The sequence below is a fragment of the Salipiger aestuarii genome, from assembly GCF_003259905.1.
GTDB lineage: Bacteria > Pseudomonadota > Alphaproteobacteria > Rhodobacterales > Rhodobacteraceae > Salipiger > Salipiger aestuarii.
Genome location: NZ_QLMG01000036.1, coordinates 1 through 18,520, shown reverse-complemented (window position 1 = coordinate 18,520; position 18,520 = coordinate 1). Strand labels below are relative to the sequence as shown.

General features: G+C 65.2%; 17 protein-coding genes and 1 riboswitch. Of the genes, 10 read left to right on the top strand and 7 right to left on the bottom strand.

Annotation, left to right across the window (positions count from 1 at the left end):
- Positions 1-2: 2 nt before the first annotated feature.
- Together cobW and ATI53_RS16395 are read right to left on the bottom strand one after the other, a co-directional pair.
- The gene (gene cobW, locus ATI53_RS16400; RefSeq protein ID WP_111550876.1) at positions 3-1,061 is read right to left on the bottom strand and encodes a cobalamin biosynthesis protein CobW; all 1,059 of its coding nucleotides are present in this window, start codon (positions 1,059-1,061) and stop codon (positions 3-5) included.
- Positions 1,062-1,064: 3 nt separating this feature from the next.
- Positions 1,065-1,466, bottom strand: coding sequence for a DUF1636 family protein (locus ATI53_RS16395; RefSeq protein ID WP_111550891.1), 402 nt, complete (start codon positions 1,464-1,466; stop codon positions 1,065-1,067).
- A gap of 90 nt (positions 1,467-1,556) precedes the next feature.
- Positions 1,557-1,779: riboswitch (cobalamin riboswitch) on the bottom strand.
- Positions 1,780-1,815: 36 nt separating this feature from the next.
- On the opposite strand from ATI53_RS16395, the gene cobO reads away from it, so the two are divergent.
- Positions 1,816-2,427, top strand: a complete 612-nt coding sequence (cobO, locus tag ATI53_RS16390) for a cob(I)yrinic acid a,c-diamide adenosyltransferase (RefSeq protein ID WP_009506413.1) — start codon at positions 1,816-1,818, stop codon at positions 2,425-2,427.
- Positions 2,428-3,012: 585 nt separating this feature from the next.
- Complete coding sequence (locus ATI53_RS16385) at positions 3,013-3,279, top strand: hypothetical protein (RefSeq protein ID WP_009506412.1); 267 nt, start codon at positions 3,013-3,015, stop codon at positions 3,277-3,279.
- A 443-nt stretch (positions 3,280-3,722) separates the two neighbouring features.
- Here ATI53_RS16385 and ATI53_RS16380 read toward each other — a convergent pair whose 3' ends face one another.
- Positions 3,723-4,814 (bottom strand): sulfotransferase family protein, encoded by a 1,092-nt coding sequence (locus tag ATI53_RS16380; protein WP_009506411.1) that lies wholly within the window; start codon positions 4,812-4,814, stop codon positions 3,723-3,725.
- Between the two features lie 262 nt (positions 4,815-5,076).
- On the opposite strand from ATI53_RS16380, the gene ATI53_RS16375 reads away from it, so the two are divergent.
- The 7 genes from ATI53_RS16375 (at position 5,077) to ATI53_RS16345 (ending at position 12,946) form a co-directional block, all read left to right on the top strand.
- Positions 5,077-5,799, top strand: a complete 723-nt coding sequence (locus tag ATI53_RS16375; RefSeq protein WP_170134600.1) for a calcium-binding protein — start codon at positions 5,077-5,079, stop codon at positions 5,797-5,799.
- A 591-nt stretch (positions 5,800-6,390) separates the two neighbouring features.
- Entirely contained in the window at positions 6,391-7,602 is a 1,212-nt protein-coding gene (locus tag ATI53_RS16370; protein WP_111550874.1) for a Gfo/Idh/MocA family protein, read from the top strand.
- Between the two features lie 146 nt (positions 7,603-7,748).
- Positions 7,749-9,056, top strand: a complete 1,308-nt coding sequence (locus tag ATI53_RS16365; RefSeq protein ID WP_009506408.1) for an extracellular solute-binding protein — start codon at positions 7,749-7,751, stop codon at positions 9,054-9,056.
- A gap of 70 nt (positions 9,057-9,126) precedes the next feature.
- Positions 9,127-10,008, top strand: a complete 882-nt coding sequence (locus tag ATI53_RS16360) for an ABC transporter permease subunit (protein WP_009506407.1) — start codon at positions 9,127-9,129, stop codon at positions 10,006-10,008.
- Positions 10,009-10,015: 7 nt separating this feature from the next.
- Entirely contained in the window at positions 10,016-10,906 is an 891-nt protein-coding gene (locus tag ATI53_RS16355; protein ID WP_009506406.1) for an ABC transporter permease subunit, read from the top strand.
- 10 nt (positions 10,907-10,916) lie between these two features.
- The gene (ugpC, locus tag ATI53_RS16350; protein WP_009506405.1) at positions 10,917-11,960 is read left to right on the top strand and encodes a sn-glycerol-3-phosphate ABC transporter ATP-binding protein UgpC; all 1,044 of its coding nucleotides are present in this window, start codon (positions 10,917-10,919) and stop codon (positions 11,958-11,960) included.
- Positions 11,957-12,946, top strand: coding sequence for an endonuclease/exonuclease/phosphatase family protein (locus tag ATI53_RS16345; protein ID WP_111550873.1), 990 nt, complete (start codon positions 11,957-11,959; stop codon positions 12,944-12,946). The genes ugpC and ATI53_RS16345 overlap by 4 nt, the downstream gene beginning before the upstream one ends.
- Before the next feature lie 954 nt (positions 12,947-13,900).
- On the opposite strand, the gene ATI53_RS16335 is transcribed toward ATI53_RS16345, so the two are convergent.
- From ATI53_RS16335 to ATI53_RS16325, 3 genes are all read right to left on the bottom strand, one after another.
- Positions 13,901-14,938 (bottom strand): NAD(P)-dependent alcohol dehydrogenase, encoded by a 1,038-nt coding sequence (locus tag ATI53_RS16335; RefSeq protein ID WP_111550871.1) that lies wholly within the window; start codon positions 14,936-14,938, stop codon positions 13,901-13,903.
- A gap of 164 nt (positions 14,939-15,102) precedes the next feature.
- The gene (locus ATI53_RS16330; RefSeq protein ID WP_009506402.1) at positions 15,103-15,399 is read right to left on the bottom strand and encodes a CcdB family protein; all 297 of its coding nucleotides are present in this window, start codon (positions 15,397-15,399) and stop codon (positions 15,103-15,105) included.
- Complete coding sequence (locus tag ATI53_RS16325; protein WP_009506401.1) at positions 15,399-15,644, bottom strand: type II toxin-antitoxin system CcdA family antitoxin; 246 nt, start codon at positions 15,642-15,644, stop codon at positions 15,399-15,401. The genes ATI53_RS16330 and ATI53_RS16325 overlap by 1 nt, the downstream gene beginning before the upstream one ends.
- 133 nt (positions 15,645-15,777) lie before the next feature.
- Between ATI53_RS16325 and ATI53_RS16320 the strand changes: the two genes are divergently transcribed.
- Positions 15,778-16,257: a MarR family winged helix-turn-helix transcriptional regulator gene (locus ATI53_RS16320; RefSeq protein WP_009506400.1), complete on the top strand. Its 480-nt coding sequence runs from the start codon at positions 15,778-15,780 to the stop codon at positions 16,255-16,257.
- Positions 16,258-16,298: 41 nt separating this feature from the next.
- On the opposite strand, the gene ATI53_RS16315 is transcribed toward ATI53_RS16320, so the two are convergent.
- On the bottom strand, positions 16,299-18,242 hold the full coding sequence (locus ATI53_RS16315; protein ID WP_111550870.1) for a TonB-dependent receptor plug domain-containing protein: 1,944 nt from the start codon (positions 18,240-18,242) through the stop codon (positions 16,299-16,301).
- Between the last annotated feature and the right edge of the window lie 278 nt (positions 18,243-18,520).

Here is an 18,520-nt window from a genome sequence, read left to right as displayed (position 1 = left end):
CGTTACCCGGCCGGGGCGGGGGTGACGGCGTGCAGCGCGGCGCGGATCTGATCGGGGTGGATGTCATCGTGTTCGGCGATGACCACCAGCCGCCCCCGTCGCGCCTCATGCGGCGCCCAGGGTCGGTCGTATTGATGGCGTACCCGCGCGCCCACCGCCTGCACCAGCAGCCGCATCGGCTTGCCCGCGACCGAGGCATGGCCCTTGACCCGCAGGATGTTGTGGCTGCGCGCCAGCCCCTCGATGGCCGCGACCAGATCGGCGGGATCGGCCAGTTCGGGGATGTCGACCACGATGCTTTCGAAATCGTCGTGGTCGTGGTCGGGGGCGCCGTCGTGATGGCTGGGCCGCGCATCCAGATCGTTTTCCGCCGCCGCGCCAAGGCCAAGGATGATGCGGGGGTCGATGGCGCCCTCGGCCACCTCGACCACGGGCAGGGACCGGGACGCTTGCGCGGCGATGATGTCGCGGGCGCGGGCGACACCTTCGCGACCGGCAAGGTCGGGCTTGGTCAGCACCACGATGTCGGCGCAGGAAATCTGATCTTCGAACACCTCGGACAGGGGCGTTTCGTGGTCGATGCTGTCATCGGCGGCGCGTTGCGCATCCACCGCCGCGACGTTGGGGGCGAAGCGCCCCGCCGCCACCGCTTCGGCATCGGCCAGCGCGATCACGCCATCCACGGTGATGCGGGCGCGAATGTCGGGCCAGTCGAACGCGCGCAGCAGCGGCTTGGGCAGCGCCAGCCCCGAGGTTTCGATCAGGATGTGATCGGGGCGCGGGTCCAGCGCCATCAGCGCCTCGATGGTGGGAATGAAATCATCGGCCACGGTGCAGCAGATGCAGCCGTTCGCAAGCTCGACGATGTTTTCCGCCGGGCAGTCGGGAATGGCACAGCTTTTCAGGATGTCGCCATCCACGCCCACATCGCCGAATTCATTCACCACCACGGCCAGCCTGCGCCCGCCGGGGGCCTGCATCAGCTGCGAAATCAGCGTGGTCTTGCCCGACCCGAGAAATCCGGTGATGACGGTGACGGGCAGCTTGGTCAGATCGGTCATGGCTCAGGCCTTGTTGGGGGAAAGCGGGGGAATGCGCGCCAGGCAGTTGCGCTTGAAATGCTCGGGGCGGTCGCGCCACGGGATCACGCCATCGGGGGCGCCGTGGTATTGCGCGGCCCCGGCGGCCAGCATCGGGGCGTGGGCCGATTCATCGACGTTGGAAAAGATGTAGGTCCATTTCGCATCGCCCCCGCGCAGCGCGACGGTGCAGGCGTTGGAACAGTTTTGCAGGCATTCCACCGGAGTGACGGTCAGCCCGGCGGGCAGCGCCTCTGCGACGATCCGATCGTACAGCACCCGGCCCGGCCGGCGGGGGTCATCCGGCGATGCCCCCTTGCGGCGGCAGGTCACGCAGACCAGCATCTCGGTGGCGGTATCCCCAGGCGTGTGCGCAAGGTCTTTCATTCGCGTGTGCCCCATCGGCTTGGCAGACAGGGCTATCGGCGGAAGGGCGCACATGCGGGCGCACTCCGACGCCGGCACACCCCGTCCGGTCGGTCTTCGGTCAGGTTGGCAGGTCTCCCGGCTCACGAAATTCAGGGCGGTGGCCCAGCGGGTGCTCTGCCTTCCCAGCCTTGCGGCCAGTGGCATTAAGCGCCCTTTTTCGTTCACGGTCGCGGGGGCGGCTGAGGTTGACCACGACGCCCCTTGCAGAGCGCCCCGATTCCACATTCCCTTTTCACCTGTTTACACAGGCACCAACGTCAGGCCACATCAGGCAAAATTCACAGACAAGTCAAGAGCACAGCCGGACATGACCGAAGATAAAAACACGCGCCACAGCGAAAAGATGAAGAAAATCAAGGTCGCGCGTGATCGCATGATGGCCACGAAAACCGACGAAAAGGGCCTGCTGATCGTGCACACCGGCACCGGCAAGGGCAAGTCGTCGTCGGGGTTCGGCATGATTTTGCGCTGTATCGGTCATGGGATGCCCTGCGCCGTGGTGCAGTTCATCAAGGGCACCTGGATCACCGGCGAGGCCGAAATGCTGCGCACGCGCTTTGCCGACGAGTGCCGTTTTTTCGTGTCCGGCGAAGGGTTCACCTGGGAAACGCAGGACCGCGCGCGCGACATCGCCGCCGCCCGCGCGGGGTGGGATATCGCCAAGGCGCAGATCCTTGACCCCGACATCCGCTTCGTGCTGCTGGACGAGATCAACATCGCCCTGCGCAACGATTATCTGGACATCGACGAGGTGGTGGATTTCCTGCTGACGCAAAAGCCGGCGATGACCCATGTCTGCCTGACCGGGCGCAACGCCAGGCCCGAGCTCATCGAAGCGGCGGATCTGGTGACCGAGATGACGCTTGTCAAACATCCGTTTCGCGACGGCATCAAGGCCCAGCAGGGCGTCGAGTTCTGACCGGGCGCATCGGCGGCCCCGGTGCGCCGGTCGGTGTCCGGCGTCGGCGCGGCGCTTCGTCCACCATGATCGGCGCCGGTATCGACATGGTCGCCGCGCCTGTCGGTATCAGGGCAGCGGCGCGGGGTCAGGGCGCAGGGCCGGACATCAATCCGATTGCCCGTCGAAGCCTGCGGTGTGGTATCATGCTGGAACTGGCTCGACCTCGGCGCCCGACCACGCGGCCCGTGGCGCTGTTTGCGGCGCCGATCGCGAATTCCCTGCCTGACGGCCCGTTCGACCGGACACAGGCCCGGCTTTGCTTGTGCCGGGGCGCCGGGTGCAGGCAGGGCGAATGCGGCACAAACACGAAAAACACATAAACTTGCAAGGAAATCACCGTCGTCCTTACCATCACCTTAAACCTTTGTTTCCAAAATAATTTGCCCGGCATCGTCAAGCCAATCGGGGATGCGGCCCAATGGCATCCGGCCCCAACGGCCACCTTGCCCGCCCGATTGTGGCCTTCCAAAGGCAAGGAGGCGCGCCCGGCCATATTTCGGTCACCTTGCGCCTGAATGATACCCGGCACGAAAAGGAGCCGCCATGTATCTCGATAAGCTGTTTGACAAGTTTGTCCCTGTGTCCTGCCCGCCGCCGGGTTCGGTGAACGTGCGCATTGGAAACCCCGTCGAAGGCCCCGGAGGGCGCTGGATTCCGTGCGCCTCCGCGATTGCCGGCGGGTCCTACCTGTCGTGCGTCTATGAAGTCGGGCCCGGTCGCAGACAGGTGTGTTCCGCGCTTCCCCCGACGCGCTGCGCCGAAGAGGCGCTGTGCCAAGCGGTCGAGCTTGCCGCGACCGCCGCGGCCTGACCGCACACCGGACGTGCGGGGCGGACGTTTTCCGGCGTCGCTGCGACTTCTGCCTTTTCGGTCAGCGCATTCAGCCGGGGACTATTTGTGCCCCCGTCGATTTCAGCTGCGATCACGCTGATCGGCTGTCTTGCTTCCCGAGTTTGTTGAACTGCGTTGCGTTCACGCAAATCCAGCTCAGTATGGGCCATCTCCGTTCTCGTTGCTTTCCAGCAAGACAGGGGAGCTGTCGCAACACATTGCAGAATATGCCCGGCTTGCCCAGGAACATCTTGCAGGGTGGGGTAAGTGGTTTTCGCGATATGCCTCCCGGCATCGCGGGCGGGCGCGATGGCAGACCTGCCTTCGGCGGGCGTTTAGCTGGCAAGAGGAAGCAGAGACGCGGCGCACGGGCCGGCCCTGTCCGGAAGGCCGGGCGCGTTCCCTTGGCGGGCGCCTGCCCCCTAGAACAGCGGAGGACGGCCTTGGGCGGTTTGCCCAAGAGCCGCTTCCAGCCGGGAAAGCCGCTCGTGCATTCCGGTCAGGTCCGCCTTGTTGACCTTTTTGCGCAGCTGGATGAATTCGGAAAACACGAAGCCCAGCAGCAGGTTCCGGTTGATCTCTTCCTGGCTCATCGGCTCCGGCAGGTTCTCGGCGAAGCGATCCAGCGGCAGGTTGCAGTTGGGCAGCGTTTTCAGCCAGTCGATCGACGATGCGGCGCGCGCGCGGGCGGACGGCACGCCAGAGCCGGGCGTGACCACCTGTTCATCCTGCGCGGCCATATAGGCCAGCGCCTGACGTCTGATCGCGCCGATTGTGCCTTGCGGTAAATCGAGGTTCTGCATCAGCCGCACCAGCTCGCTCACCCGGTCGTCAAGGCGCGGGTTCTGTTCTTTCACCACGCGCGTGGCGTCGGTCAGGGTGACGCCGACGCTGCCGAAGAAGTCGTCGTGCAGCGCCGCGGGGTTGTTACGGTCGAAACTATAGGGCCGCACATCGACATTTTCCGCGCCAAGCAGCCTGCACCAGGGGGCGACGGCGCGGCGGTAGTCGAAATGGATGTCTTCGATGTCGCCGTTCAGCGCCGTGTTCAGGTCGGCGACATGGCGGTTCATCTTGATCAACTGGTTGTACCAGGATCGCAGATGCGACGCAGGATCGCGCAGGTAGACGACGGCGCGCACCGTCAGGCCGGCAGGACGGGTGGCAAGGATTTCGCCCAGCAGGGCCTGCGCGGCGGGGAACTGGCCAATGCGCATGAACTCTTCGGAGCTGACCAGCGTCACGGGGTACGGCGAGGATTCGATATGTTTGAACATATCGCCCCACACCTTGTGGGGCGATACGGTATTGGCGTAGCCGTGCATCAGCTTGGTCACGCCGATCTGTCGAAGGATCGAGAAAAGCAGCGCGGAATGCTTGGCGCGATTGTGCCAGACCTTGGGATAATCGACGCCGTGTTCGGCCAGGAACCGGCGGTTCTCGACAGCGAAGACCTGCAAGGCCGTGGTTCCGGTTTTGTAGTGCCCGATGTGCAGGATAAGCGTCTTGGTCATGGGTCACCGCGTATTGTGTCCAGAGTGCGATTCGAACCTGCCTGATACCTGGCCGTGGGGTGCCCGAAAACCGCCGACTATCACTGCCGGAAGTTGCAAACAGGGTCAAGTCATGGCCTGCACACCCCTCGCAACGCGTGTATTCGAGCACATATCGGCCACAAATCATATTTGCGCCCGGTTTTTTACACCCGTGGGCAATTATTCAACTGTCAAGCGCGACATGTGTCCTCTGGCATTATGGTTGAAGGGATTGAGCAGAATGGCCGCAGTCAACGGATTCCAGTTTGACGATCCGCTCGATGGAACCGCCGCGAATGACATTCTGAACGGCTTTGCAGGGGCCGATACGCTGCGGGGCCTGGGCGGCGATGACACGCTGTTTGGCGGCTGGGGCAACGATGCCCTGTTCGGCCACGTCGGAGATGATGTGCTGAAGGGGGCGGCCGGGGCGGATGTATTCGTCTGCAATGCCGGTTTCGGCAACGACACAGTCGAAAATTTCGCAACGGCCGCCTATTCCAACGCGCATGACACGCTGCGGATGCAGACTGGCATCGGCGAGGACGAAAGCCATGACGCATTCATCGCGACCACCACTCAGGTCGGCGCCGATGTGATCCATGATCCGGACGGCGACGGGGTGAACACGATCACGATCCTGAACACCTTTCTGGGCAACCTCGGGGCCGCGTTTTCCAGCGAGCACATTTCATCCTGGATTCGCGAACCCGATGCGATCCGCGCGTTCGACGATGTGCGTTACATCGCCTACATCCGCGATCCGCTGGAGTTCATTCCCCAGCGACGTGTCCGAACGTGCCAAGCGTGGCTCTCCGATCACGATGAACCAATTTGTCGGATTTTTCACCCGGGACATCAACTGGAGCACGGTTCTGCTGAACTGGGTCCGGACGGTCGGAAAGGACCGGATGGATCTGCGGTTGCAGGACCGCAACGTCCTTGTCGGCGGCGATCTGCTTGAAGATTTCTGCCAGGCGCTTGGCCTGTCCCGCGATGGGTTGAAAGCGCCGGTGCATGACAACCTCTCGCTGACCCTTCCCGGATTGCTGGCAATGCGCCGGAGCGCCGAACAGCTGTCGCCGGTCGATGCCGGGAAGGGCGGGGTCAACCCCCGCTTCAAGACAAGCGTGCAGCGCGTGATGGCACTGACGAAGAACGGCCAGAAGCTGCGGCTGAACGCCGCGCAACGGGCCCGCGTCGTCGTGGCCACGGCCTATTGGCAGGAACAGTTGCACGCGACCTTCTTTCCCGATGCGGCGTATCTGGTCCCGCCAAAGGGCGACACCGGGGGGATGAATTTCAAGGCCGCCGACCGCCGTGCCAAGGCGGTGGCCGCACAGGTTCTTGCCGACATCACCGAGCCCGGCGGCGCTCCTGGCCGCAAGCGTCCGCCTGCCTCCGGCGGGAGTTTGTCTGGCAAGATGAAGGGCGGGGCGGCGCGTCGGTCCCCTTTCCTGCGACATTTTTGGCCGGGCAGACGGCTGGACAGCCTGCGTGGAAACGATGACAACGGGGCAAGAGCCGCCGTTGGCGCGGCAGGGGGAGGACAAGAATGGTTTTCGCGGACAGCAGCGCCCTGCGCATTCCTCCTCTGGGACGGCGTTTGCGGCTTGGGTTTGTCGGGGGAGGGCGCGGCGGGCTTGTCGGCAACTGGCATTTCGCCGGGGCACGCCTGTCGAACCACTGGGAGGTGGTCGCCGGGGCGCTATCGTCGCGCCCCGAGGTCGCGGCCGCGTCTGCCCGCGACTGGTGCATCGCGCCGGATCGCAGCTATACCCATTATCGCGAAATGGCCGCGTGCGAGGCGGCCCGCCCGGACGGGATCGAGGCGGTGTCGATCTGCACCCCCAACGACAGCCACGCCGGGATCGCCGCCTGCTTCCTGCGTGCCGGCATCGACGTGATCCTGGACAAGCCGATGACCACCACCGTGGCCGATGCGCGGATGCTTGTGGCGCTTCGGGCCGAAACCGGCGTCAGCCTGACGATGACCTATCCGTTTGCGCAGCATGCCATGGTCCGTCAGGCTTCGGCGTTGATCGAAGAGGGCGCCATCGGGCAGTTGCGCCAGGTGCAGATGGAGTATTTCCAGGATTGGAACCAGGGGGGCCAGCCCGAGGAGTCCCCGATCTGGCGACAGGACCCGGCGCGGGTCGGGCGCAGTTCCATCGTGGGCGACATCGGGACCCATGCGCTGCATCTGTTGCAGGCGATGACCGGCCGTGATGTGGTCTCGTTGCGCGCCGACATGTTCACCTGCGGCGCGCCGAAGCCGCAGCCGGACACCGCGCATGTGTCGCTGCGGCTGGACAATGGCGCGCCGGGCCTGCTGCATCTGTGCAACGCGGCGCCGGGGCAGTTCTGTGCCTTGCGCGTTCGGGTCTGGGGCAGCGGGGGCGCGCTGGAATGGGATCAGGAAACCCCCGAGCGGCTGCGCTATGTGCCCCGCGATGCCGAAGAGCACATCTTTGTGCGCGGCGGGGGGCAGGGCATCCGCCCCGATGCTGCCCGGATCAGTCACCTGCCCCGTGGCCATGGCGAGGCGCTGAGCGACGCATGGGCCAACCTTTATGCCGAAGCCGGCCTGGCGGTCGCCGCGCGTCGTCATGGCGTTGCGCTGGCGCCGGGGACGCTGCGGCATCTTCCGGGGGCCATCGAGGGGCTGAGGGGAATGCTGTTCACCGACGCCTGCGCCGACAGCTACGAGGCCGGGGGGACCTGGGTGACGCTTGCATCCGCGACGGCCCCGGTGCCGCCCGCCTGACGCGCCGTTGCGGCGCGACGCCTGCGCGCTGGTGATACCAAACTGTCAAGCAGAGGTCACATCGCCGTTACACAACGTCTCTAGCCCGTGATCGTCAAGAGGGACGCCCCCGCGCCCCTTCCCGCCATCACGACCGGAGACAACCGATGAAGCACATTGCGCATTTCACCGCCGTCAGCCTTGCGCTGACCGCCCAGGGGGCCTGGGCCGAAACCGAGATCACCTGGTGGCACGGCATGGGCGGCCATCTTGGCGACGTGGTCGGCCAGATCGCGACCGGCTTCAACGAAAGCCAGGACGAATACACCATCACCCCGGTGTTCAAGGGCTCGTACGAGGAAACCCTGACCGCCGCCATCGCCGCCTTCCGCGCGGGCGAGCAGCCCAACATCGTGCAGGTGTTCGATGCCGGCGCCGCCACGGTGATCGGCGCGCAGGGCGCCACCATTCCGGTGCAGGATCTGCTGACCCAGAACGGCGTCGATTTCGACATCAACGATTACATCGCCGGGGTGCGCTATTTCTACGCGGACAGCGACGGCAAGATGATCGGCATGCCGTTCAACTCGTCCTCTCCGGTGTTGTACTACAACCAGGATGCGCTGGACGCGGCCGGTGTGTCGGCCCCCGCCACCTACGAGGATTTCGAGGCCGCCGCCCCCGCGATCAGGGAAGCCGGCTACACCCCGCTGGTGCAGACGCACCTGCCTTGGGAATTCATCGAGAATTTCCATTCGCGCCACAACCTGCCGTTTGCCACCAACAATAATGGCTACGACAGGGCAGAGGGCACCGAGATCCTGATCAACTCGCCCGAGATGAAGATGCACTTCACCAAGGTGAAGGAATGGCTGGATGCGGGGCTGTTCGGATTTTACGGCACAAGCTGGGATGACAACAAGGCGCATTTCACCGATGGCGACGCGGCCATGTACATCGGGTCTTCGGGCGATTTCGGCGGGCTGACCGCGCTGGACCTGCCGTTCGGATGGGCCTCGACCTATCTGCCCTACTGGGCGTCGATCACGCCCGAAGGCTACCAGACCTTCATCGGCGGCGCGTCGCTGTTCGCCATGTCCGGCAAGTCGGATGAGGAAAACGCCGCCTCGGCCGCGTTCTTCGAATACCTGACCTCGGCCGAGGTGCAGTACATGTGGCACCGCGAAACCGGCTATGTGCCGATCACCAACGCCGCCTATGAACTGGCGAAATCCGATGGTCATTACGACCGCTTTCCCGCCGCCGAAACCGGCATCAAGCAGCTCATGCTGCAAGCGGGCGAGCATACCCACGGCTACCGCATGGGATTTTACGTCCAGATCCGCGACGTCGAGAACCGCGAGCTGTCGCGCTTTCTGAGCGGCGACACCACCATCGACGAGGCACTGGCCAATATCGAAGCCGAGGGCAACGACCTGCTCGCCCGCTTCGCCCAGACCAACGCCAGCAACTAAGCCTGTCAGACCGACATCGGGCGGCGGTCACATCGGTGGCCGCCGTTCCCCGTTGCAAGGAAATATCCCCGTGAAACGCGCCGCATTCGACAACCGCTGGCTGCCGATCCTGCTGCTGGTACCACAGTTGTCGATCATCTGCCTGTTCTTTTACTGGCCCGCCTGGGCGGCGCTGCGGTCTTCGTTTTTCCTTCAGGACCCGTTTGGCTTTGGCGAAACCTTTGTGGGCTGGGCCAACTACACCCGGCTGTGGGGCAGCGCCGAATATCTGAAAAACGCCGGGTTTACCGTGATATTCTCGCTGTGCGTCACGCTGTTCTCGCTGTCCATCGCGCTGCTGCTGGCGGTCAAGGCCGACACGGTGCTGCGCGGCGCGAAAACCTATCGCACGCTGTTGATGTGGGTCTACGCGGTGGCGCCCCCGGTGGCGGGCTTCCTTGCGTTGATCCTGTTCAACCAGCGCTGGGGCCCGCTGGTGGATTTCTTCGCCATGTTCGGCTGGCAGATGCGGGTGCGGCTGGATTATTTCGACACCGGGTTCGTGATGATCGCGGCGGCGGTCTGGAAACAGATTCCGGTGAACTTCATCTTCTTTCTGTCGGGGTTGCAATCCATCCCCCGCGCGGTGCGCGAGGCGGCGATGATCGACAATGCGTCCGGCTTCAGCCGGTTCTGGACCGTCACCTTTCCGCTGCTGGCGCCGACCGGGTTTTTCCTGCTTATCATCAACATCACCTATGCGCTGTTCGACACCTTCGGGCTGATCGACACGATCCTGCGCAACAACCCCGGCGACAGCCCGATCACCCTTGTCTACCAGGTCTATCTTGACGGGTTCCGAGGGCAGGACATCGGCGGCAGCTCGGCGCAATCCGTTGTTCTCATGGTGCTGGTTCTGGCGCTGACCATCATGCAATTCCGCCTCGTCGAGCGGCGCATCCATTACACCTGAGGCACGCATGGCAGACCTGACCCAAACCGCCCCCGCCCAAACCACGCGCAAGCCGGTCCGCTGGGCCAGCGTCATCAACCACGCCATCCTGATCGCGGGCGCGGCCCTGATGATCGTGCCGCTGCTGGTGATGTTGCAGATGGCCACCATTCCCGACGCGCAGATCATGCAGCACGGCCCCTCGCTGGACATCGGCGGCGAATTCCGGGGCAACCTGAAAAAAGCGCTGTTCCAGTCCATGAGCTTTTCCGGCGAAACCACCGGCCTGACGATGTTTCGCAATTCGATGATCCTGGGGCTGGGCTTTGCCATTGGCAAGATCGTCGTGGCGATGATGGCCGCCTATGGAATCGTCTATTTCCGACTGCGGTTCGCCGGCCTCGCCTTCTGGCTGATCTTTACCACGCTGTTGCTGCCGCTTGAGGTGCGCATCGTGCCCAGCTACGAAATCACCCAGAAACTGGGCCTTCTCAACAGCTGGACCGGGCTGATCGTGCCGCTGATCGCGTCGGCCACCGCGACGTTCTTTTTCCGGCAGTATTTTATGTCCGTCCCCGAAGAACTGGCCGAAGCCGCGCGCATCGACGGCGCCGGGCCGGTGCGGTTCTTCATCGACATCCTTGTACCGCTGTCCCGGACCATGATCGCCGCGATGTTCATCATCATGTTCGTCTATGGCTGGAACCAGTACCTGTGGCCCACCATGGTTTCGACCGAAGAAGGCAAGGTGACGCTGGTGCAGGGCATCAAGCAGATCACCCAAAGCCTCGAAGGCAACCACATCCCCGAATACGGTCGGTCCAACGTGCTGGCGTTGCTGGCGGTTCTGCCGCCGGTGCTGGTGGTGCTGTTCTTTCAACGCTGGTTCGTCAAGGGCCTCACCGAGTCCGACAAGTAAGGAAACGCTCATGTCCCGCGTCATGCTCAATGCCGTCCGCAAGGTCTATTCCAACGGGTTCGAGGCGGTGAAACCCTGCTCGTTCCGGATCGAGGACGGAGAATTTCTGGTGCTCGTCGGCCCGTCGGGCTGCGGCAAATCCACGCTGCTGCGCATGGTTGCAGGGCTGGAACCGATCACCTCAGGCACTCTGTCGATCGGGGATCGCGTGGTCAACGATGTCGACCCTGCCGAGCGCGACATCGCCATGGTGTTCCAGAACTACGCTTTGTACCCGCATATGACGGTGCGCAGGAACATCGGCTACGGGCTGAAGAACCGCAAGATTCCCGGCCATCAGATCGCCGCCAGGGTCGATGAGGCAGCCCGCATGCTGAATCTTGTCGAGCACCTCGATCGCAAGCCCGCGCAGCTTTCGGGCGGGCAGCGCCAGCGCGTCGCGATGGGCCGCGCCATCGTGCGCGATCCGGCGCTGTTCCTGTTCGACGAACCGCTGAGCAACCTGGATGCCAAGCTGCGCAATCAGATGCGGATCGAGATCAAGGCGCTGCAACGCCGCCTTGGCGTCACCTCGATCTATGTCACCCACGATCAGGTCGAGGCGATGACCATGGCCGACCGCATCGTGGTGCTGAACGGCGGCGTGATCGAACAGATCGGCACCCCGGCCGAGATCTATCACGCCCCCGCCTCGACCTTTGTCGCCAGCTTCATGGGCGCGCCGCCGATGAACCTGATGACCGCCGAGGTCGCCGACCACGGGCTGCACCTGGGCGACGGTGCGGCGGTCATGGCGGCCCCCAACGGCTATCGCGGCCCCGTCACCATGGGCATCCGTCCCGAAGACGTGCGCATCGGCACCGGCAGCGCCCGGTTCGACGTCACGCTGGTCGAAGAACTGGGCGCGCACCGCCTGCTGCACGGGCAGATCGCCGGGCAGACCTTTACCGCGCATGTGCTCAAGGATGTCGCGATTACGCCGGGGACGTATCCGATTGACCTGCCCGGCCCGGCGCTGGCGCTGTTTCACCCCGAAACCGGGGCGCGGCTGTGATCGCGGTCGTGCCCGCGCTGCCCCCGGTCACCGATGCCGAACGTCAGCAGCTGCTGAGCGCGCCGCGCAGCGTCGATGCCCATCGCGCCCTGATGGCGACCATCCCCGCCATGCGCATGGTCCAGACCGGCGGCACGGCAATCGCCCCGGCGCTGCCCCGCGCGCTGTCGGTCGTGGCCTGGAACGTCGAACGCGGCCTGTTCCCCGAAGACAGCGCCGCCCATATCGCGCATCTGGCCCCCGACGTGGTGCTGCTGTCCGAGGTCGATCACGGCATGGCTCGCACCCGGCAGCGCCACACGACCGAGGTGATGGCCTCTCGTCTGGGCATGACCTACGCTTACGGCGTCGAATTTCACGAACTGGATCTGGGCGGGCCGACCGAACGGCATTTCTGCCAGGATGAGTTCAACGCGCTCGGCTGGCATGGCAATGCGGTTCTGTCCAGAGCGCCCTTCGACAAGGTCACGCTGATCCGGCTGGACGATCACGGCCATTGGTTCAGCGCGGGTGCCGACCCCGACCAGCCACGCCTTGGCGGGCGCATGGCGATTGCCGCCGTGGTGCCGACCGCCGCGGGGCCGGTCTGCGTCGTGTCCACCCATCTGGAAAGCAATTCCGGCGCCGATCACCGCGCGGGCCAGATGATCGGGCTGCTGGACGGCATCGACCGCTTTGCCCCCGACATGCCCGTGCTGATCGGAGGCGATCTGAACACCGGCAATCACATCCCCCCCGATTTCGATTGGCGGCAGGAATCGCTGTTCGATGCCGCCCGAACGCGCGGCTATGCCTGGGATTTCACGGCGGACGGCATGACCACGCGGCCCAGCCTCATCACGCCCCATCCCGAACGCAAGATGAAGCTGGACTGGTTCGCCGGGCGTGGCCTGACGCCGGGAAACAACGCGGTGATCCCGTCCGAGGATGCCGACGGCCGCCCGCTGTCGGATCATGACGCGGTCTGGACCCGCGCGACGCTTTAGCCCCGCGCAGGCGGCACGGGGGCAGCGCGGGGGCAGCGGAAAACAGCGCATCATCGGTGACAGACAGCGGATCGACCGCCCGGCGTTCGGGCAGATCGCGCAGGCCCCCGGTCCCAAAGCGGATCGCGATCACCCAGGACCGGGGGTGCCTGGCAGGCGTGCTCAGGGCGCGCATGGCGGTCTTCGACCGGGGGGCCTGGAACGGCTCGGCATAGCGTTTGATTTTCCACGAGCGCACCCGGTGATCGACGAAGGCGGCGCCCATCGGCGCGCTGGGTTGCGCGGGGGGTCACGGCCCCCAAAGAGGACGCTAGCCTGTCATTGCCACGGGCATCCATTCCCCGAAAAGTCGCCCCGGCGATCCTGTGGAACCGTCTGCCGTGGTCGCTCAGGTTGTGTGCCTTTCGGCATCCCTTCAGGACCTGGCGGGCAGGAACGGCAAAGATCGGCAACCGAAGAATGTCGGGATTCAGGTTATCTGGTGAAGGCGTCAGTCGCCTCGCAGCATATGACAGTTCGCGCGCATCTTGTTGAAAATCCGTTGCTTGATCGACAGTCGCGGGGCCGGTTCAATTCCCGCACCCCGCACGCGGCGCAACCGGCGCTGTTCTACGGGTTCCCGCTGGACGATCATGCCCCGCGGGGCGGCGGGGCCCCCTCTGGCGCTGCAACGATCGGTTCGTCGTTCTGATCGGCCCCTGTGCCTGCCTCGCCGGTTTGTGCAGCCACACGGGGCGCCCATCCGTCGCCCCCGAGCTTTTGATCCGCGTGCCGCCGGTCGGCCATTCGATGACCGGCGCGCCCTCTGCGATGGCCTGCGAGGCGGCGCCGACCCTGCCTCGGGGCGGCGTGTGCCGGGCAAGCCAATGGCATGAAGGAAAAATGAGGCGGCGCCTGCGGGAATACCTGTGCAGATGGCGCCTGTTCTTTTCAGACAGGATCGCCGACCGGGTTTCAGTCCGGCATACGGATTTGCAGCTTGACGTCGGTGGGCCGCGCCTCGACAGCGCGGTCAAAGGCGGCGATGGCGTCGTCAAAGGCCAGAGTGTCCGACACCAGCGGTGCAAGATCGACCTTGCCCGAGGCCAGCAGCGCGATGGCACGGTCGTAGACGTTGGCATAGCGGAACACGGTTTCAATGCGCAGCTCGCGCGCCTGAAGGCCCACGATGTCCACCGGCACCGGGTCCACCGGCATGCCCACCAGCACGATGGCGCCGCCGGGGCGGGCCAGCTGGTGCATCCCCAGAATCGCCGGCGCCGCGCCCGAGCATTCGAACACCACGTCGGCGCCCCAGCCGTCGGTGCCCCTGGCCACCGCATCGGCGGCGGGCGTGTTTCGGATGTTGACCGTCTCGATACCGTCATAGGCGCCGATGATGTCCAGCTTGGGCTGGGCCATGTCGGCGACGATGACGCGCGCGCAGCCTCCCGCGAGCGCGGCAAGCGCCACCATCATGCCGATCGGCCCCGCGCCGGTGACGACGGCGATGTCGCCGGGCTGGATGCGCGCCCGCAGCGCCGCCTGCATCCCGATGGCGAAGGGTTCGACCATGGCCCCCATCGCAAAGCTGACCGTATCGGGCAGCTTGTAGGTAAAGGCGGCGGGGTGGATCACCTCGGGTGTCAGGCAGCCGTGCACCGGGGGCGTCGCCCAGAAGGTCACGGCGGGATCGACGTTGTAGATGCCCAGCTTGCTGGCGCGGCTGTCGGGGTCGGGGATGCCGGGTTCCATGCAGACCCGGTCGCCGGGGGCGAGCCCGGTCACCTCGGGGCCGCAGGCGATCACGGTTCCGGCCGCTTCGTGCCCCAACACCATCGGCCGGGTCACCACGAACGGCCCGATCTTGCCATGGGTGTAGTAATGCACGTCCGACCCGCAGATCCCCACGGTATGGATCTTGATCCGCACATCGCGCGGGCCAAGCGTTCCGGGAATGTCGAAATCCCGCAGCGTCAGCTTGTTCTTTCCCTCCAGCACCAGCGCCTTCATCGTGTCTTTCCTCCGGTCATGAACGGCTTCGCGCCTTTCTGGTGCGCCAGGCCGGGGGCGTTGTAAACGGGTTTCCGCGCCCGCCCCGTGCAGTTTGCGCAGCGCCGGAACCCACCTTACGATGCGCCGCGTATCGGCTGCCGCCAAAGACCGGCGCGGGCGGGTCAGAACCCCGAAAACACCATATCGAGCGCGCGCCGGATGTCGTAGTCGCGCGCGGTCAGGTCGGCCAGCGGCGGATCTTGCAGCAGGTGCGTCGCCACCGCGGCCATTTCGGCGGTGTGCAGCACATGCTCGATGCCGCCGATGTCAAAGCCGGGCTCGAGCCGATCCAGCGCGCGGGGGCCTTCGGACCTTGGGATCAGGGGCGCGACGACGCGGGTGCCGGTGTCGATCAGGTCGGTCTGAAGATCCAGCACAAGCCGCCCCCGCGCAATCCTGTGGACGTGGAATTGCGCCATCAGTCGATCCGCAGCACCTGAACGTCGGCGAGCGGGGCACCGTGGGTTTCGATCCACCGGCGCCGCTCGGCGATGGCCGCGGCGTTCCGGTCGGCCCAGGCACGGCTTTCGGCCTCGGCCACGGCCCTGGCCAGCGCCGCATCGCTGATGGCCGACACGTTCAGGCCGAATTTCCGCGCCTTTTCCAGCGTTCCGGCGGTCAGCGTCACGTTGGTCCGTTGCTTTTCCTGGGCGGGCTGGGGCATGGCATCCGGTCCTTTGGGGGGGTGACAGGGAATATACACACGCCTTATGTGTATCGCAAGGGCGCGCGGCCGTGCTTGTTGCGGCCCGACCGGCAGCGTATTACGGTTGGCGAACCGCCCGGAGATCCAGACAGTGAGCGCGCCAGGCAACGCCAGCAAGCCCCCGGCCTTCGCCGCCGACGCCTGTGACGAGGTCGCCTATAACCGCGTCTGGTTCAACCTGATGCGCATCCAGCGCAGTCTGGGGCCGAAAATCGCGCGGGCCCTGCGCGACGAAGGCCTGGACGATCCCGTCTGGTACGAAATCCTGCTCGAACTGGAACGCGCAGGCCCCGGCGGCGTCGCGATGGCGGATCTGGAAGGCAGGCTTTTCATGCCGCAATACGCCCTGTCGCGCCACGCCCAACGGCTGGAGAGCACGGGCTGGATCAGCCGCAGCCCCAGGCCGGGGCCGGGGCGCGGCCAGATCCTGGCGCTGACCCCCGAAGGGCTGGGCGTGCACCGGCGCATCTGGACGGTTTACGAAACCGCGATCCGCGCGCAACTGGAAAGCCGCATGACCACGGACGAGGCTTATGCGCTGTCGCGGATGCTGATCCGGCTCTATCCCTAGACGGCCAGCCGCCCTGCGGAGGGGATGCGGCCTTGCCCGGATCAGAATCGCGCGACGGCCACCAGCGACAGCGTGCGACCCGGTTCCTTGAGCGTTTCGAACCCGGCGTAGTCGCCGCCATAGGTGCCACGATCGGCGTATTCCGCATCGAACAGGTTCTGCACCTCGGCGCGCAGGGTGATGCTGTCCGTCTGCTGGGGCACATATTCGGCGAACAGGTTGACCGCGCCGTAGCCATCCAGGTCTTGCAGCCCCGAGGGCATGTCATGGGGCGCCGCCGCGTCCAGACCGCCGCCCACACGCAGTCCGTCCACGCGGGTGTCCTGTTCGATTTCAAACGCCATGACCGTGCCCAGCGGCGCGCCGAAATCCAGCAGCGCATAGCTTTCAGCGCGGTCGCCGTCGATGAACCCGTTGCTTCTGGACAGGGTGAACCGGGCAAAGCCGCTGTCCCAGCCAAAGCTCGCCCCAAGATTGAAGCCCTTGCTTTCGAAATCGAAATTTTCGCCGCCGCCGCGTGCGTCGTCGATGGCGGTCACGAACACTTCGCCCCCCAGTTTCAGGCTGCCGCGCTGCCAGTCCAGCCCGACCGTGGCGCTGCGGGCGCGGGATGCGTCCAGCGTGCCGTAGTCGAACGGATCGGTGAAGGCGAAATAGGTGTAGTTGTCTTCGATATCGATTCCGCCAAAGATCGAGCTGACGCCGCCGCGCAGGGTCAGCCCGTCCGTCAGCGCGTAGCTGGCCGAGAGATTGCCCGAGGCACCGGATTGCGACACGGTCTTGCCGGTCACGCCCTCGAACTCCTGCCAATCGTAGCGCGCGCCAAAGGACAGGGTCAGCCGCTCGGTCGGATCAAGCCGCGCCTGGGCAAACACGCCATGGGTGCGGCTGTGCTCGGTCTGGTATTCCGCATAGGCCGGGCTGTCGTATTCCCCGAAGCGTTCGCGGTAATCGTAACCCGCATTCACCGTGCCGCTGGCCAGGTTGAACGTGTTCATCAGCGTCGCGGATCCGGTCCAGGACAGGCCGTTGCTGTCATAGGGATCGGGGATGATGACATCGCTTTCCGAATAGCCCAGATGCACCGAAGGGTCCCACAGCCCGGTGGCGGCGGTGTTTTCATAGCGCAGCGAATAGCTGCTGCGGGTGGTGTCGTAGCCGCGCAGGAAATCGTCGTTGCCGCCGAAATTGGCGCGGAACTGGCGCCGCGCGTCGTCCCTGATCTGGTGGGCGGAAAATTCCAGACGGGGGCCCGTCGGCGCCTGGTAGGCGACCTTGCCCAGCCAGCTGTCAAGGTCCGCGGCGGTGCCGCCCATTTCGTCGCCGGCGCCGGTGGTGTAATCCTCGCCCGTCGCGCGCCTGGCATAGCCCAGCATCGACAACCCGCCGGTGCGGCCCGAGACGGTCAGCGCGCGCTGGAACGTCTCGCCGTTGTCGCCATAGCTCAGGCGCAGGTTGCCGCCGAAATCCCGGCCCTCGCCCAGCAGGCTTTCGGGGTCGACGGTTTCCATCACCACGGAGCCGGCAAGGGCATAGGGCCCCGCATCGGCAGGCGACACGGTGGCATCGACGCGCACCTCTTGCAGCAGGCCGGGGTCGATGGCATTGGCGGTGGTGTGATGAAAGGTGCGGTTGTTCTGCGCGGTGCCGTCGATCGTCACCCCGAGGTTCAGCATGTCGACACCGTTCACAAAGATCTTTTGCGCCACCGGAATGGCCCCGCCGACGCTGACCGACGCGATTCCCGCGAACAGATCCTTGAGATCGCCGGTGCGGGCGCGTTCCAGTTCGAACCCCGAGACATACATGGATGTCGCCCGGTCCGCCGCCCCGGCCTGCGGGTCCCGCAGTTCGAAATAGAGCGGGTCAAGTTCGTAATAGCCGCCGGTATCCCGCGTGCTGTCCTGCGCGGCGGCGGGTGCCGTGCCAAGAGCGCCTGTGGCTGTTCCGGCAAGCAGGGCGGTGCGAATGATCTGTGACGCCATGGCTGATGTCCCCCAATGTGCGATCTGTCCCGAAGTCGCTTGGCAGGGCCTGGCTGGGGCTGGCATTAGCCGCTCTGCCCGAAACATGCAATTGCATGTTTCTGCCCGCCCGAAAGCCGTTGCACATGGGAAACAGTCAGCCCGGCCACCGCGCCCCGTGCTGCCGTCAGTGACCGCCACCTTGGGGTAGATTCCTGCTGAGTGCAGAATAGTACGTTAAGGCTGGTCATCGCCGATTTTTCCATCTGTACTCGCCCGTGAGCAGGATATGCGCCCAT

Excerpts from the sequence above, each read along its gene's own strand:
- cobW (WP_111550876.1), bottom strand. The coding sequence starts at position 1,061 with ATGACCGATCTGACCAAGCTGCCCGTCACCGTCATCACCGGATTTCTC.
- ATI53_RS16395 (WP_111550891.1), bottom strand. The coding sequence starts at position 1,466 with ATGAAAGACCTTGCGCACACGCCTGGGGATACCGCCACCGAGATGCTG.
- cobO (WP_009506413.1), top strand. The coding sequence starts at position 1,816 with ATGACCGAAGATAAAAACACGCGCCACAGCGAAAAGATGAAGAAAATC.
- ATI53_RS16385 (WP_009506412.1), top strand. The coding sequence starts at position 3,013 with ATGTATCTCGATAAGCTGTTTGACAAGTTTGTCCCTGTGTCCTGCCCG.
- ATI53_RS16380 (WP_009506411.1), bottom strand. The coding sequence starts at position 4,814 with ATGACCAAGACGCTTATCCTGCACATCGGGCACTACAAAACCGGAACC.
- ATI53_RS16375 (WP_170134600.1), top strand. The coding sequence starts at position 5,077 with ATGGCCGCAGTCAACGGATTCCAGTTTGACGATCCGCTCGATGGAACC.
- ATI53_RS16370 (WP_111550874.1), top strand. The coding sequence starts at position 6,391 with ATGGTTTTCGCGGACAGCAGCGCCCTGCGCATTCCTCCTCTGGGACGG.
- ATI53_RS16365 (WP_009506408.1), top strand. The coding sequence starts at position 7,749 with ATGAAGCACATTGCGCATTTCACCGCCGTCAGCCTTGCGCTGACCGCC.
- ATI53_RS16355 (WP_009506406.1), top strand. The coding sequence starts at position 10,016 with ATGGCAGACCTGACCCAAACCGCCCCCGCCCAAACCACGCGCAAGCCG.
- ugpC (WP_009506405.1), top strand. The coding sequence starts at position 10,917 with ATGTCCCGCGTCATGCTCAATGCCGTCCGCAAGGTCTATTCCAACGGG.
- ATI53_RS16335 (WP_111550871.1), bottom strand. The coding sequence starts at position 14,938 with ATGAAGGCGCTGGTGCTGGAGGGAAAGAACAAGCTGACGCTGCGGGAT.
- ATI53_RS16330 (WP_009506402.1), bottom strand. The coding sequence starts at position 15,399 with ATGGCGCAATTCCACGTCCACAGGATTGCGCGGGGGCGGCTTGTGCTG.
- ATI53_RS16325 (WP_009506401.1), bottom strand. The coding sequence starts at position 15,644 with ATGCCCCAGCCCGCCCAGGAAAAGCAACGGACCAACGTGACGCTGACC.
- ATI53_RS16315 (WP_111550870.1), bottom strand. The coding sequence starts at position 18,242 with ATGGCGTCACAGATCATTCGCACCGCCCTGCTTGCCGGAACAGCCACA.